This is a genomic window from Chryseobacterium cucumeris, from assembly GCF_016775705.1.
Classification (GTDB): Bacteria; Bacteroidota; Bacteroidia; order Flavobacteriales; family Weeksellaceae; genus Chryseobacterium; species Chryseobacterium cupriresistens.
Genome location: NZ_CP068760.1, coordinates 3,700,010 through 3,715,568, shown reverse-complemented (window position 1 = coordinate 3,715,568; position 15,559 = coordinate 3,700,010). Strand labels below are relative to the sequence as shown.

Below are 15,559 nucleotides of genomic sequence, written 5' to 3'. Positions count from 1 at the left end.
TTTTATTCTTGATAAGGAATTGGGTCTTCAAGCATGAAGCGGAATGTAAGTTCTTCGTTTTTCCTTTGAATGATCATGGTAATATTTCTGCCCTCGCTGGACTTCATAAGTTCCATGATCTTTTCGAGAGTCATGTCTGCAGTTCGTTCTCCGTTAATGCTCAGAACTTTGTCATCTTTTTTAAGGCCTGCTTCATAGGCTGGAGAGTCTTTTCTTACTCCTGCAATGGAGAATATAGGTTTCAGACTGAATTTATACCGAAAAGCTTCTTTATAAACTTCATTTACTACTTTAGCTGATTTTTGAGTTTCAATATTTATTCTATCCTGCTGCCATTCCAATCCGTCTTGTCTGAAATCCAGTCCGCTCATATTAAAATGAAAAGGATCGTCAAAGTTTCTGTTCTTCTTAAGATATAACTTTTGATTGGGATAATCAAAAACTACAGTAAATCTACGCATAATTTCACTTCCTATGGAACCTTTTCTGTTTTCTACCAAATTAACATGCTGGATAGAAAATTCATCCGGCATAGCAGTAAGTGGCTTTTCAAATTTAAAATTTCCGAGGTAAAAATTATGAATTCTGCTTCTTTTGCCATAGATATCTCCGTTGAAACCGCGGCCAAGGAAATCATCAATATTGGGTCTGTTGTAAACGAAATTTTTAATAAGAGCAGGGAAGAGCCAGATAGCATCACTGTTTCCAAGGTCAATCAGTAATTTTGAATCTTTCTTTTCATTGGTCATTTCTACATCGGCATGCAAATAAGGCTTATTCTTTTCAATGGTAATGGGAAACTCTTCAAACCGTCTGATTTTCTTTTCCAGGAGGGCAATATTTTCATAAACGGTTATTTTCTTTGATGTATAATCTATATAAATAGGATGGTCTTTAAAAAAATGATAGCCAATCACTCCATTTACAGGAATTCCTACATGAGGCGAAATATTAAACTCTTCATCAATAATAATGTAAAGAGACATAGAGGTATTGACAATAGCATCTCCTATTTTGCCAATATTGCGTTCCGATTTCAGGCCGTCAATACTTAAACTTCCTCCAAGACCTGAAAACTTTACTTTTTCTATATTGCTTAGCTTTACTTCCTTATTTTCCAGACTAAAAAGTATGGTTTCCGAAACTCCGGTATCCAGCAGGAAGGTAAGATCAGCACCATTAACATTGATAGGGATAAAGATAAGATTGTTGATAAACCGAAAAGGAATAACCGCTTTTTTAGTATTAATTAGTTCAAAAGTGTTCTGGGCACTTACAAAAATGCTAAGCAATAATCCCAGTAAAAACAATCTAAATTTCATTTACTGAATTTACTGAATTTATCTATATGATAATAAAAAAACATTCCAAAAGCTGGAATGTTTATATAAACTACAATAATGTAGGTTTTTTTGTTGAATTTATTTCAAAACAGTCTTTGTTTATTTTGAAAAAAAGTCCATCAAATCCATATAATTTTTCTGATTGACGCCATGTCCGCTCATATACTCTCTGAACGTAAAGTAACAGCTGAGATCATAAAGCAGATCTGCGGCTTTTCTTCCCCACTCAAGCGGTATCACAGCATCATCCGTACCATGAGAAATGAAGAAACGAAGTCCTTCCAGTTTCTTTTTATCTTTTACAATACCGTCCAGAATTTTTTCTTCAGGATAGCTGCTCATACAGGCAACACGATTGAAAAGCTCAGGATGTTTTAAAGCCAGAGCGTAGCACAGTATTCCTCCCTGGCTGAAGCCGCAAAGGTGAGCTTTGCTTTCCGTAAGTCCATAGTGGTTAATAATCTTCAACATACTTTCCAGAACTGCATGTAAAGATTCATTGGCCTGAGGGACATCGATAAAATTTTCGGGATCATTAAAATTGATATCATACCATGAGTATCCTTCAAACTGAGTATCACGGGGAGCCCTGAAACTTACAATGATCCAGTCATTGGGAAGCGTTTCTCTAAAACTGAAAAGATCCTGCTCATTGCTGCCATAGCCATGAAGCATAAAAAGAATGGGAGTTTGGGAAGTAATATGTTCCGGCTCTCTTACTAAGTAATCTAAATTCATACAGCAAAGATAATTAAATACCTGCAGAATCTTAACTTTATTATTCATACAATGAACTTCTGCTGCACGATGATGTATGTGTAATGATTAATTATCTGTGGTGTATTTTTGAATTTTTCGTGATTTTTTTATTTTTATTGATTTGATATTATTTGGAAATCTTTATTGGAAAATTTTCATAAAAGTTATTTTTATATTAATAAAAAACTTATATTTGAAACATTAAAAAATCTATTTGGAGAAATGAAGCAATTTTACAATTCAAAAAGTTTACTTAGACTTTCTTTTTTATTCGTTTTATTATTTTCTGTAATCACCATTGTCAATTCTTGTAAAAAAGATGACGATGAAGAGTTTCAGGATCATGTGGTTCAATTCGAAGTGAAGACAACTTCCGGAGGAGAAATAATAAGTGTTGTAACACAGGTAGGTACAACGCAGAACACCATATACAATACTCCACAGTCTCCTGTAACTTCGCCATGGACAAGTGGTGAATTCTTTGTGAATTCCAGCCAGGCACAACTGAATCTTGATGCCAACGCATCAATGCCGGATGATAACTCTGAATTAACAATCAATCTTTACATTGATGGAGAAGTAGTAAGAACTGTTAAGAAAAAAGGTAAAGGTGTATTAGTTGCTTCTATTGATTACAGCTTCTTAGAACCGTAAATTATTTTAAACATTATATAAAAGAAACCGCTTTCAAAGCGGTTTTTTTTCATTCTTCAATCAAACCCTGCTGTACAGCCAGACTGATCAATTCTGTTGAATTCTTTGCATGAAATTTCTGCAGCAGATTCTTGCGGTGGGTGTCTACGGTAAGAGGACTTAAGAAAAGTTCTTCAGCAATTACATTGCTTGTTTTCCCCTGTGCTACCATCTGTAGAATTTGTTTCTCCCTTTTAGTGAGCCTCGGAACAGGGAGGATATTTTGAGAAGGAAGGCTGATTATCTGCTTGGTCTCATTGCAGAAAACAATATCTCCGGAAAGCGCCCCTCTTATAGATACTACAAGATTATCAATGGACGTATTTTTAAGAAGATAGCCGCTTGCTCCGTTTTGTATAGACTGCATAATAATACTTCTTTCCGAACGGTTGCTGAACATAATGACAGAGGTATTGGGTGATATTTTTTTTATTTCTCTGCAGAGATCTGTACCGTTGGAATCAGGGAGCGAAATGTCCAGAAGAACAATATCTACCATTTCTGACCGGATAAAACCCAGTGTTTCCTCACCGGATGCAAAACTTCCCGCTACATTAAATAAAGGCTGGCTTTTCAGCATCATTTTTAATCCTTCAATGACAATAGGATGATCATCTACAATGACAATATTTATTTTTTCATTCTCCATTGATATTGAGTTCTATATTAATTGCTGTTCCCTGGTGGTCAGAATTGATTTCCATTTTTCCTTTCAGGTAGTTGACTCTGTTTTTCAGATTGCGAAGTCCCATACTTTTGGTGGTATTTTCTATATTTTTATCAAATCCTTTTCCGTTATCTTCAATCGTAATGAGAAAATTTTCGCCGGACTGTGAACATTGAAGTAGAATACTGCTGGCTTTGGCATGTTTTACAGCATTGGCCAGTAACTCCTGTACAATCCTGTAAATATTAAGCTGGATATTTAAAGGTAAAGCTTTATCAATATCAATAGCCTGAAAGTCAATTTCGAGATTTTTTCTGCTGTAAAATTCACACAAATCACAGATGGCAGTTTCCAAACCAAAATTAAGCAATGATTCAGGCATTAAATTTCTGGCCACATGGCGGAGTTCACTTACAGAACTGTCCAGCTGTCCGAGAATTTTATAAAACTCCTGATCTTTTTCAGGGTTTAAATGACTGGAAGACCAGGTAGAAAAATTGATTTTCACACCCGCAAGCATTCCTCCAAGGCCATCATGAAGATCCCTTGCGATACGTTCTCTTTCCCTTTCTTCACCATCAAGAATAGCTTTGGTTAACGATAATTCTTCCTTTTGCTTAATATCATTGATTCTCTGTTCATTTATTTTTTTGTTTTTTCTGAAAATAATAAACAGGAAGATCAGAAGACTTAACGCCAACAATAAAACAAGACCCATTCCCCACAAATAAGAGTTTTTCTTATTAACTTCCAGATCTTTTTGGTTTTTCTCAGCATTTAAAGTTGCTATTTTTCTTTCTTTTTCAGCGGTATTGAATTTAGTTTCGAGTTTGTTGATTTCAAGCTTTACATTTTCTGTATTCAAACTATCGTTGAGTTTGGAATATCTTTGTTCCCACAGGAGCGCTTCTTTAGTATCTCCCAATTCTTCATTAAGCAAGGAAAGCTGCTTATAAAAAGTTTTTCTGTTATTAAGATCAATAGCCAGGGATTTTTCCGTTAAAACATCTTCCAGGGTAGCCTTAGCTTCCTTATATCTTTTAAGTTTCTTTAAAATGTCAAACTTATTGAAATAAAACATTTGAGCCAGGAGATTCTGATTGTACTTTCTGGTATAAAAAATCCCTTTTTCTATTACAGGAAGAGCTTCCTCATTTTTCTGCCGGGTAATATACAACAGGGTTTTGCTGTAATAATAAAAAGCATTGGATGAAGATTCAGGATATTCCCTGATAAGCTTTTCGGCTTTATTCAAATACTTTTCAGCCTGATCCCCATTAGCCTGATAACAGAAATTGTTGGCAGAATTGAGATAGGTAAAAAATAGCTCAGCAGAATTCGGATATTGTTTTTCAAGAATTTCCAGGGCTTTGTTATTATAACCTTCAGCTTTTTTAAACTGGGCATTATAAGTAAGAATAACGGCAAGCTGAGTATACAGGAATCCCAGGTTTCTGCTGTTCTTATATTTTTCAACCAACGGAATACTCTTTTCAAGCATGATTTTAACCAAAGGAATATAGCCCTCTTTATCCTTTTGCGAAACTCCGTAGCTGTACCAGGCAAGAGCCTGAAGAAAATCGGATTCTTCATTTTTAAATTTTGATAGAGACTGAATAGCCTGCTGATAAGAAACAGCAGCTTTCTTCTTATTCCTGTCCAGATTATACTGTCCTTCGTAATAATAATATTTGGCTGAAATAAAAGGATGGCTTTGCGCCAGTATTTTTCCGTTGGAAAGATATTTTTTACTCAAAACAGAATCATTGTTCCTGTAATAATTAGATAAAAGGAAAAAGGCCGTTGCTTTTGAAGTATCAGGATGATTTCCTCTTGTAATGCTTTGTAAGCTGTCTATATAAGATTTCTCATTAAGCGGAATGATTTGCTGGGATTGTAATGCCAAAGACAAAAACAGGCTTAACAGGACAAGTAATCTCTTCATTATGGATCAATTCTGTAAAATATTTTTTTAAACGCTCAATTTAATTAAAAATTTTAGCATAAAAAATACCGGAATTTAGGTAGAAAAAATTACTGGTTTTTCAGGATTGATAGACGTAGGTGATGCTCATAGCTTTGCAGATATCAAATCATGGATCATAGAATATTCAATATAGTAACTAAAATTTAAACAAAAGATTATGAAAAAAATGAGTATGAATAAGCTGTTAAGAGGCGCATTCGTTGCAGTAATAGCAGCAATGCTTATTGGATTTACAGTGTCATGCAGTAACGATGATGACGACAACAATGTGAATGGAGCAGGGAAAAGTCATAAAGTGGTCTTTAAAGCAATCGCTTCTTCAGGCAGTAATATTGAAGTAGCGGTGTACGGAATTGACGGTAACCCTACCACTGCAACAAGTCTTAGCGGAACAACATGGAGCAGCCCTGAGGTAACATCAGAACCGGGAGCATACAATGCCACCGTTGGAGTAAACGCTGTCGGACCGGATGCTTCTGCAACTTTGAAAGTTCAGATCTGGGTAGACGGAGAACTGAAGAAAGAAGGAACTTCCAGTGGACAATATTTGTCGGCTACTACAAGCTATACATTTTAATATTAAATTTATTTAGGAAATGAAATCGGCGCTGAGATGAATCCCAGCGCCGATTTTTATATAGTGTTTCAGATTAGCTTACTTTGACAATAAAGTAGCTTTTCTTACCTTTTTGAAGCAATAAAAATTTACCATCAATAAGATCTGTTTCATTGGCTGTAAAAGTATCATTTACTTTTTGCTTGTTGACAGAAATTGAATTTCCTTTAATCTCTCTTTGTGCCTCACTTTTAGATTTCAAGAACCCTGATTTTTCAGAAAGAAGATCAACAATATTCACTCCCAGAACATCAGCTTTTGCAATTTCTCTTTGAGGAACACCATCAAAAACTTCCAGGAAAGTTTCCTCATCGAGGCTTACAAGATCTTCAGCAGTAGAACGTCCGAAAAGAATTTCAGAAGCTTTCAATGCTTTTTCATACTCTTCTCTTCCATGTACCCAAACGGTAACTTCTTCTGCAAGTTTCTTCTGTAGCTTTCTTTCGTGTGGCGCTGTTTTGTGCTCTTCAATTAAAGCTTCAATTTCTTCTTTTCCTAAGAAAGTATAGAATTTGATAAATCTTTCAGCATCCTCATCCGTAGCATTCAGCCAGAACTGGTAGAACTTGTAAGGAGAAGTTTTCTTTTTATCCAGCCAGTAATTTTCCCCGCTTTCAGACTTTCCGAATTTGGAACCGTCTGCTTTCGTAATTAAAGGAACTGTTAAAGCAAAAGCTTCACCCTGAGCTTTTCTACGGATCAATTCTGTTCCTGTAGTGATGTTTCCCCACTGGTCAGAACCTCCCATTTGAAGCTTCACATTATTGTTTTGGTATAAATGAAGGAAATCATATCCCTGGATTAACTGGTACGTGAATTCTGTAAAGCTCATTCCGTCTGCACCGGATTCTCCTGAGAATCTTTTCTTTACGGAATCTTTTGCCATCATATAGTTGACCGTGATATTCTTTCCGACATTTTTAGCAAAATCAAGGAAAGAAATATTCTTCATCCAGTCGTAGTTGTTTACCAGCTCAGCTTTGTTAGGCTCATTTCCTTCAAAATTAAGGAACTTTGAAAGCTGTTTCTTTAAACAGTCTACATAATGTAAAAGAGTTTCCTCATCCAGAAGATTTCTTTCAGCAGATTTCCCGGATGGATCTCCGATCATTCCAGTAGCACCTCCTATCAGAGCAATAGGTTTGTGGCCATGCAGCTGGAAGTGAGCCAGGATTTTTATCTGGATAAGACTTCCGATATGTAAAGAATCGGCGGTAGGATCAAAACCAATATATGCAGTAGTTACCTCTTTATTCAGTTGTTCATCGGTTCCTGGCATCATATCGGCAAACAGACCACGCCATTTCAGTTCTTCTATAAAGGAATTCATTGATTTTTAACTTTAAAATTTTAAGATGCAAAGATAGTAAATTCCGAAGTATTAAGGGTAAAGCCTTTTTACCATTTTACCTTTCCTATACTTTGTTTTTCAGCCCAAATAATCTATATTTGTTATTAATGAACGACGAACAGCTATTCCTGCTCATCCAGAAGGCCAAGGATAAAGACCAGAAGGCCCAGACTAAACTCATCAATGTTTTTTGGGTGGATGTCTTCTCCTTTGTTATGAAGAAAGTGAGAGATGAAAATGATGCCGATGAAATTACTGTCAATGTTTTTTCAAAAGTACTGTCAAAACTGGATATGTTCGATCCTCATTTTCAGTTTAAAACCTGGGTGCTTACCATTGCCCAGAATACCGTGATTGATTTCTGGAGAAAGAAAAACCGCGACAACGAAGACGCTGTTGAAAATCTTGATGAGGTCAAAAACCAATACGCAAAATCACCGGAAGAACTGCTTATCTCCGAAGAGGAACAGAAGAAAATCATCAAAACCATAGAATCCCTGGATGCCAATTATCAGGACATTATCAGATTGAGATTTTTTGAAGAAAAAAGTATCAAAGAAATTGCTGATGAATTGGGAATTTCAGTCGCCAATACCAAAGTAAGGGTCATGCGGGCCAAAAAAGTCCTGGCAGAACTCCTGAAAAATAATGAGTTTGATGATCATTAAATTCAATAATATTATTCAATAGAAACAGGTTTTAACCCATTTACTAAAAAATACAAATTCAAATTGGCTTCAGCCAAAACTTAAATATTACGACTTTTATTTAAAAATAAACTTCCTCTTTTGTTTTGGGAAGAACTATTTTTTGCTGCTTTTCCTGGTTTCTGTTCTGCAGATTGATCTTTAGTCCTTTTTTAATATAAGTTTCCTTTAAGGATTTACCATATTCAGCTGTATTTTCTACTTCTTTGGAATAGTTCAGCTGTCCTGTTGAAAGGTTAAAATCTATATCTTTCCAGTAATCTCCCGGCCTTCCCGAAGTAGAGGAGGTTCCTATCAGTTCAAAATGTCCGTTCTGAAATCTGTATTTGTCTGTAACATCCCATTTCCAGCTGCTTCCGCCGTTTTGAGAAATAATCAGAATTCCTTTTTCTATTTTCGTTTCTCTGTAAGGGTCACCCATCATACCTCCGCCGTTGCTTTCCATAACAGCATTTCTGGATTTTTCAAGGATTGTCCATGCACCGCCAACCTTTTTCAGGATCTGGATTTCACGGATGTTTCCCATATCAGTAGTGTCCTTTGTGTTGTAGATAATTACTTTTTCAGGAATTTTATCACTATCAAGATCTCCGTCTACAGTCTCAATAACCGTGGAACCTGCAGGCTGAAATTGTTTTTGGGCAAGAGAAAATGTTCCGCATATCGCGGATAAAAGGAAGAATATTTTTTTCATAAGAATATTTTGGAGCCATAAATATACAAATGAATTTCGGATGATCAGTTTCATCAATATTTCCGGTTGATGGTTTCCATTAAAAAATCCTTAACTTTGAACTTCAATTTTAGAAATGGAAAATTCAGTTCAAGACACTACCGTTCAAAAACCAAAATGGATCCGCGTAAAACTTCCTACCGGAAAGAATTACAGAGAGCTGAGAACTTTGGTTGATAAATATAAATTAAACACCATTTGCCAAAGCGGAAGCTGCCCGAACATGGGAGAATGTTGGGGTGAAGGTACAGCTACTTTCATGATTTTAGGAAATATCTGTACGAGAAGCTGTGGATTCTGTGGTGTAAAAACAGGAAAACCACTTGACGTAAACTGGGATGAGCCTGAAAAAGTAGCAAGATCCATCAAGTTAATGAAGATCAAACATGCCGTGCTTACTTCCGTAGACCGCGATGATCTGAAAGATATGGGATCTATTCTTTGGGGAGAAACAGTGAATGCCGTAAGAAGAATTTCTCCGGGAACAACAATGGAAACATTGATTCCTGACTTTCAGGGTATCACAAAACACCTTGACAGATTAGTAGAAGTAGCTCCTGAAGTAATCTCTCATAATATGGAAACGGTAAAACGTCTGACCAGAGAAGTAAGAATCCAGGCAAAATATGAAAGAAGCCTTGAAGTATTAAGATATCTGAAAGAAGCCGGACAAAGAAGAACCAAAACAGGAGTAATGCTTGGATTGGGAGAAACTAAAGATGAGGTCTTCCAGACCATCGAAGATATCAGGAATGCCAATGTAGATGTCATTACCCTTGGACAATATCTGCAGCCGACTAAAAAGCATCTTCCGGTAAAGAAATTTATCACTCCTGAAGAATTTGATGAGTTTGGGGATTTTGCAAGAAGCCTAGGTTTCAGACATGTTGAAAGTTCTCCTCTTGTAAGAAGTTCTTACCACGCAGAAAAACATATTCACTAAAAATACAGACCGTTCAGCAATGAGCGGTTTTTTGTTTTTTTAGGTAGCAGGGATCAGGTAGCAGATTATAGGTGATAGGTTGCAGATATTAGTGGTTACTAATGAAGGCGGCAATCGTTACAATAACGGCTGTCATCATTCCCATCCTTTGGAGGGGTGGCAAAAATTCAAAGAATTTTTGACGGGGTGGTTCATACAACACTCACAAAAGTATCCATAGCAGCGGACTTTAGTCCGCAATCACAAAAATTACTTAACAAGTCGTATCCTTCTTAATCACTCCAATCTTCCCATTAATCTCAATCGGTCTGAAATGTTTCTTCTTAAACTCGGAAGGTGTTTCTCCCGTATGCTGTTTAAACAATTTATTAAAATAAGAAAGACTTTCAAAACCTACCTGAAAACAAACTTCCGTTACAGACTGATCTTTCAGCAGAAATATTTTAGCCTGATTGATCCTGTAATTGTTAACAAAATCAGTAAAAGTCATATTCGTCTGCTTTTTAAAATACCGGCAGAAAGCAGGAGTACTCAAGCTGACAACCTGGGCCACTTCATTGACATTGGGTTTCCGGTCATAATTTTCGTGGATATAATCGTAGATGGTTCCCATTCTGATTTTATCATTCAAAAACCATTTGATCCGGGTATCTTCCTTATTCAGTTCTTTCACTTCGGCGGAATGGGCCAGGATTTGCAGAATTTCAATCAGCCCAACCAATGATTCAAAAGAGTTTTTATCTTTAATAGCCTGTAGTTTTTCAACAACTGTAATTTTGGTTTCTCCGGAAAATGAAAGTCCGAGATAGGACCGTTCCAAAAGGTTCTTAATATTCTCAAATTCCGGAACAGGAAGAATAATGTCCTGAAGGAAGCTTTCCCGCATCTGTAATACAAGCTGCCTGCATTCGGTCTGAATACCATAGTCAAAATTAAGATGAGGAACGTTGGAACCAATCAGTAAAAGATCACTGTCTGTAAAGCCGGAAATGTTTTTACCAACGTGGCGGATTCCGTTCACAGCTTCTACATATACCAGTTCAATTTCCGGATGATAATGCCAGAAAAAACAGTTTTTCAGAGAAGGAGAAAATAGCTTGAAGGATTTCCCTTTTTCAAACTCAATAATTTCTTTCTGGATCTTCATTTTGTTCTTATTTGATTGTTTCTGAATTTAAAATTAATTAAAAAGGTTAATATGGAGCAAATTTTTATCATTCAAGTAGGAGTGAAATTCAAACTTTCTTGCGATTTTTGCACTTTCAAAATAAAGATACTCAGGTGATCCTTTAACTTGAAGGAAATTAATTCAGAAAAAGATTTAGAGACAATGAAGATTGACAAAAGAATAATACCACTGGCAATTGGTGGTTTAGGGATAGGAACTACGGAATTTACCGTCATGGGACTGCTGCCGGATATTGCCAAAACATTACAGATTACGATTCCGCAAGCCGGACATTTGATTTCAGCATATGCCATGGGCGTGGTTATCGGAGCTCCAATCCTGATTGGATATTCTGTAAAATTTCCTCCGAAAAAAGTCCTGATGGCTTTTATGATCCTTTTTACATTATTTAATGCGCTTTCGGCTATTGCACCGGGATACAACAGTATGCTGGTTATCCGCTTTATGTCCGGACTTCCGCATGGAGCCTTCTTCGGTGTAGGAACAGTAGTGGCTTCAAGAATGGCAGGAAAAGGAAAAGAAGCATTTTATATATCGATGATGTTTACAGGGCTTACGGTTGCCAATCTCGCAATGGTGCCTCTGGTCACCTATATCGGGCATACCTTCCATTGGAGACTGTACTTTGCGATTGTAGCAGTGATTGGTCTTTTTGCCATTTTATTTTTAAAAATGTGGCTTCCCAATCTGGAATCCAACCAGAATACCCATTTCATGGAAGAACTGAAATTCCTTAAAAATAAACAGTCGTGGCTGGTATTGGCTATTACAGCCATTGGATTTGGAGGATTGTTCACATGGCTGAGCTATATTACTCCTTTAATGACTGTTGTTGCCGGGATCAAAAGCAGCCAGATGGCTTATGTAATGGTACTTGCCGGAGCCGGAATGGTAGTAGGAAATCTTGTGGGAGGAGTTGTTTCAGATAAATTAGGTCCTGAAAAAACCTGTGTACTCCTGATCTTCCTGATGATGATTTCTCTCGGAGGTGTTTTCTTTCTTGCAGAATATAAAAATATTGCTTTGGTACTGACGTTTATGTGTGGCGCACTATCCATGTCTATTGCTTCACCTATCAATATTATGATGATGAAAGCTGCCCCGAAAAGTGAAATGATGGCCGCAGCTTTTATGCAGGCCGGTTTCAATATTGCCAATGCAATGGGAGCATTCCTTGGAGGAATTCCTTTGGAATATGGGTATTCATTCAACTATCCATCGTTGGTGGGAGTAGGGATGACCTTTATCGGACTGGTTATAAGTGTAAGATATATGTACCTGTATGGTTCAAAAACTGAGAAAGAAGAGATGGCTGCAGAATGCGTATCATGTGATAAATAAAAAAGGGAGTCACCGTTAAAAATAACATCGCCTGTTTCAGTAAGAAACAGGCGATTTTTTATCAAATAAATGTTATGCCTCTACCTCATCTCCGTTTTTACACCAGTAGAGGGCATTGTATAAATTTTCTTTGGGGAAAGATTTAAACTCTCCCGGCATCAGAACACTGAAAACACTGGTGAAATTCCGTATCCCTTCTTTATCCGTAACAATGGCTGAGCGGTTCCAGTTGGTAAGATTTTTCAGTCCCAACAGTAAATCTTCAAGCCATGCACCCATGGTAAAATTATCCAGATCGGTATCCAAATACAATAAATAATTCAGCTCACCGAACTGCTCTACCTTCTCTTTTACACGCGGAATTACCAGTTTTTCAAAATCCTCTTTCGTTACTTCACCCGTCGCATTGAATGCCGCAACATTCTCCGGGGCTTCTGGAATAATTGTTATCATAATAAATATTTTATGGTGGTTCAGTTTAAAAGAATAACAATAATTACACCATAATTTAGTAGAAAATTGTTAAAAAAGGTATAAATGTTGTTAGTTTCAGTGTAAAATATTAATATGAATCTCAAATCAAATGAACCTTTCTGGCTTATAAAAAACGGATTGTTAGCATCTTATCCATCGTTAAAATCAAATGAAGAATGTGATGTTCTCGTTATAGGAGGTGGGATTACGGGAAGCCTGATTGCTCATCAGATGATAAAAGACGGGTACAAAACCATCCTGATTGATAAACGCGAACTTTGCAACGGAAGTACTTCCGCCACCACTTCAATGTTACAGTACGAAATAGATATTCCTCTGTATGAGCTGATAGATCAGATAGGAAAAAAAGGTGCGGTCTTAAGCTATAAGGCCTGTAGCGATGCTATTGATACCCTGGAAAAAATCACAAAAACCATAAGATCCAAAGCAGGTTTCAAACGCAAAAAATCATTGTATTATGTCTCTAAAAAGAAAGATCTGGAATGGCTGACAAAAGAATATGAGGCGAGAAAGGCTGCGGGATTTGAAGTAAAGTGGCTGTCTGCAGGTCGTGTTCTGAAACAGTTCGGATTTGAAAATACCTATGGCGGAATCTTATCAAAACAAGGTGCAAGCATTGATGCTTTTCAATTCGCTCATGAGCTTTTCATGCATAATGCAAAGAAAGGATTGAAAGTATTTGATAAAACTGAAATGGTAAAAGTGGAGGAGCGTAAAGGATTTAATCTGGTTACCACGGACAGCGGATTTCAGATCAAAGCAAAAAAGATGATTTACTGTATAGGATATGAAAGCAAAAACCTGATCAAAGAAAACTTTGTCAACCTGAAAAGTACTTATGCGGCCGTCTCTGAAATTGATAAAGACAAGTTCAAAAACATCAGCAGCACATTAGTATGGAATACCGATACTCCTTATCTCTATATGCGGACTACTGATGACGGAAGGCTTTTAATAGGAGGCGAAGATGAGGATTTTTATAATGCAGAAAAGCGTGATGCTATTTTAGATCAAAAAGAACAAAAGATCATCAAAACATTAAAGAAAATAAAACCCGATTATCATTTCTATACAGACTTTGTCTGGGCTGGAACTTTTGGGAAAACAAAAGACGGTTTACCCTATATCAGCGAGCATAAAAAATTTAAAAATTCTTATTTTGTGTTGGGTTTCGGAGGAAACGGCATTACTTTTTCAGTCGCGGGAATGGAAATGACTTCTTTGTTTATGAAAGGCAAAAAGCATCCGTTATCAAGATATTTTAAGTTTGGAAGGTAAATTTTCATGCTTTGTCTTATATATGACAATACTCCAATTGTTGTGCCCAATTCCCGTCCTGTGGAGGGGGGGCAAAAATTCTTTGAATTTTTGACAGGGTGGTTTAAAAAAGCAGGCAGTCACAAAAAGACTGCCTGTTCAACTATAAACTATACCCATTCTTTTTCGCAAGTTCAACAATAGAACTCTCAATGGCTTTTCCCAAATCATCAGAATCATCATTTCCTCTTTTTTTCATTTCGGAATCAATATAAGCCTTGCGTTTTCTGGAAAGTTCTTCTATTTCCTTTTGAATTGTATCACGTGCTGCTGATTTGACAGCAATCGCTTTTTGAATTTCTTCCTTACTTTTTCCTTTCAACTCTGCAGGAAGTTCACTTTCTTTTACTGTCGCAATAAATCCGGCATCTTTTTCAGCTTTATCTACCAGATCCCAGTGATCATTTTTGTAAGCGTTCTTTTTGGATTTGGCAACTGCTCTTTCCACCAGGTTGGATGCCGATTGGGCTTCTGCATTTTTATCCTGTGTGATCTGTTTAAGCCTGTATTCTGAGCCATGATTTCCGTAGTAGATATAAGTATCATTTAACCTGGCATTGCATTCAGAAATTCTTTTGTCGTAAGGTGTTTCAATATACATCACTCTTCTGTCGCTGTCGATATTGAAATATTTTCCTCCTCCAAGGGATGCCCCGTTTTGCCAGAATGTCTGGATTCCCTCTTCGCGGCTTCCACAGAAAATGGTGTTGGTGTAAATATTTTTAGCTTTTGCTTTTGAAACAACCTCTTTATAATTTATTTTTCCCTGATCAAATGCTTCGTTACCGGCAATATAAATCAGTTTCATACTTTTTTCATTCCCATCCCAATTGAGGTTGGCAGAGGCATCACGGATCACTGCACCGCAATATTCACTGCCTCCATTGGTTCTTAAGGTAAATAATTTTTCAGAGACAAGATCCAGATCCTGAGTGAGAGGAGTTACCTGGCGGATGTAATTTTCATCACGGATTCCGTCGTTGCCATATTCATAAAGGGCAATTTCGATCTCGGGAGCCTTTCCGTTGTACTTAAGAGTGGTAAGTGTATTCACAATATTCCACAGTCTGGATTTTGCCTGATCAATCAATCCGTCCATACTATTGGAAGTATCCAGGAGAAGAGCAACCTGAATTTTATTGTCTTTTACCGTTGAGGTTACTGGAATTAATGTTGTTTTTTGTAACGCTAAATGATTGTCAGTATTACTATTTGCAGAGCGGTTTTCCTGAATGTTTCCGGAGCTTAACAAAGCTGTACCGGCTGCAAGTGCAAAGATTTTTAACGTTGTCATATTGTTGTTTTTTTATTGGTTATTTGTTGTAATCGGAAATCTTTAAATCCTTATTATTTTAAATTCCTGAAGTAAAATTATCTTTATTTAAGGCTGGAAATCGGGAAACTTGGTGAACGGAAGG

The 15,559-nt window shown here is 36.7% G+C and carries 15 protein-coding genes; 6 read left to right on the top strand and 9 right to left on the bottom strand.

Features of this window, described 5'->3' with window-relative positions:
* Positions 1-2: 2 nt before the first annotated feature.
* Both JNG87_RS16600 and JNG87_RS16595 read right to left on the bottom strand, forming a co-directional pair.
* Positions 3-1,322, bottom strand: a complete 1,320-nt coding sequence (locus JNG87_RS16600; protein ID WP_202839740.1) for a PDZ domain-containing protein — start codon at positions 1,320-1,322, stop codon at positions 3-5.
* 120 nt (positions 1,323-1,442) lie between these two features.
* Positions 1,443-2,081 carry an alpha/beta hydrolase gene (locus JNG87_RS16595; RefSeq protein WP_110010752.1) on the bottom strand — a complete coding sequence of 213 codons (639 nt, stop codon included), beginning with the start codon at positions 2,079-2,081 and terminating at the stop codon, positions 1,443-1,445.
* 243 nt (positions 2,082-2,324) lie between these two features.
* Between JNG87_RS16595 and JNG87_RS16590 the strand changes: the two genes are divergently transcribed.
* Entirely contained in the window at positions 2,325-2,756 is a 432-nt protein-coding gene (locus JNG87_RS16590; RefSeq protein ID WP_238349608.1) for a hypothetical protein, read from the top strand.
* Between the two features lie 49 nt (positions 2,757-2,805).
* Here the strand turns inward: JNG87_RS16590 and JNG87_RS16585 are convergent, their stop codons facing one another.
* Together JNG87_RS16585 and JNG87_RS16580 are read right to left on the bottom strand one after the other, a co-directional pair.
* Positions 2,806-3,444 (bottom strand): DNA-binding response regulator, encoded by a 639-nt coding sequence (locus JNG87_RS16585; RefSeq protein WP_202839737.1) that lies wholly within the window; start codon positions 3,442-3,444, stop codon positions 2,806-2,808.
* Positions 3,434-5,407 carry a tetratricopeptide repeat-containing sensor histidine kinase gene (locus JNG87_RS16580; RefSeq protein ID WP_202839735.1) on the bottom strand — a complete coding sequence of 658 codons (1,974 nt, stop codon included), beginning with the start codon at positions 5,405-5,407 and terminating at the stop codon, positions 3,434-3,436. The genes JNG87_RS16585 and JNG87_RS16580 overlap by 11 nt, the downstream gene beginning before the upstream one ends.
* Before the next feature lie 199 nt (positions 5,408-5,606).
* Between JNG87_RS16580 and JNG87_RS16575 the strand changes: the two genes are divergently transcribed.
* Positions 5,607-6,026, top strand: a complete 420-nt coding sequence (locus JNG87_RS16575; RefSeq protein ID WP_202839733.1) for a hypothetical protein — start codon at positions 5,607-5,609, stop codon at positions 6,024-6,026.
* Between the two features lie 73 nt (positions 6,027-6,099).
* On the opposite strand, the gene tyrS is transcribed toward JNG87_RS16575, so the two are convergent.
* Positions 6,100-7,395, bottom strand: coding sequence for a tyrosine--tRNA ligase (tyrS, locus tag JNG87_RS16570; RefSeq protein ID WP_202839731.1), 1,296 nt, complete (start codon positions 7,393-7,395; stop codon positions 6,100-6,102).
* 128 nt (positions 7,396-7,523) lie between these two features.
* Here tyrS and JNG87_RS16565 point away from each other — a divergent pair, with 128 nt between their 5' ends.
* Positions 7,524-8,084, top strand: a complete 561-nt coding sequence (locus JNG87_RS16565; RefSeq protein ID WP_110010746.1) for an RNA polymerase sigma factor — start codon at positions 7,524-7,526, stop codon at positions 8,082-8,084.
* Positions 8,085-8,184: 100 nt separating this feature from the next.
* Here the strand turns inward: JNG87_RS16565 and JNG87_RS16560 are convergent, their stop codons facing one another.
* Positions 8,185-8,817, bottom strand: coding sequence for a hypothetical protein (locus JNG87_RS16560; protein WP_238349607.1), 633 nt, complete (start codon positions 8,815-8,817; stop codon positions 8,185-8,187).
* A gap of 115 nt (positions 8,818-8,932) precedes the next feature.
* On the opposite strand from JNG87_RS16560, the gene lipA reads away from it, so the two are divergent.
* Positions 8,933-9,799: a lipoyl synthase gene (gene lipA / locus JNG87_RS16555; RefSeq protein ID WP_002981042.1), complete on the top strand. Its 867-nt coding sequence runs from the start codon at positions 8,933-8,935 to the stop codon at positions 9,797-9,799.
* A 253-nt stretch (positions 9,800-10,052) separates the two neighbouring features.
* On the opposite strand, the gene JNG87_RS16550 is transcribed toward lipA, so the two are convergent.
* On the bottom strand, positions 10,053-10,946 hold the full coding sequence (locus JNG87_RS16550; protein ID WP_202839727.1) for an AraC family transcriptional regulator: 894 nt from the start codon (positions 10,944-10,946) through the stop codon (positions 10,053-10,055).
* A gap of 183 nt (positions 10,947-11,129) precedes the next feature.
* Between JNG87_RS16550 and JNG87_RS16545 the strand changes: the two genes are divergently transcribed.
* Positions 11,130-12,329, top strand: coding sequence for an MFS transporter (locus tag JNG87_RS16545; protein ID WP_202839725.1), 1,200 nt, complete (start codon positions 11,130-11,132; stop codon positions 12,327-12,329).
* A 72-nt stretch (positions 12,330-12,401) separates the two neighbouring features.
* On the opposite strand, the gene JNG87_RS16540 is transcribed toward JNG87_RS16545, so the two are convergent.
* The gene (locus JNG87_RS16540; RefSeq protein ID WP_110010742.1) at positions 12,402-12,782 is read right to left on the bottom strand and encodes an STAS/SEC14 domain-containing protein; all 381 of its coding nucleotides are present in this window, start codon (positions 12,780-12,782) and stop codon (positions 12,402-12,404) included.
* 114 nt (positions 12,783-12,896) lie between these two features.
* Here JNG87_RS16540 and JNG87_RS16535 point away from each other — a divergent pair, with 114 nt between their 5' ends.
* Positions 12,897-14,102, top strand: coding sequence for an NAD(P)/FAD-dependent oxidoreductase (locus tag JNG87_RS16535; protein ID WP_202839723.1), 1,206 nt, complete (start codon positions 12,897-12,899; stop codon positions 14,100-14,102).
* A 142-nt stretch (positions 14,103-14,244) separates the two neighbouring features.
* Here JNG87_RS16535 and JNG87_RS16530 read toward each other — a convergent pair whose 3' ends face one another.
* Positions 14,245-15,435, bottom strand: coding sequence for a VWA domain-containing protein (locus JNG87_RS16530; protein ID WP_202839721.1), 1,191 nt, complete (start codon positions 15,433-15,435; stop codon positions 14,245-14,247).
* Between the last annotated feature and the right edge of the window lie 124 nt (positions 15,436-15,559).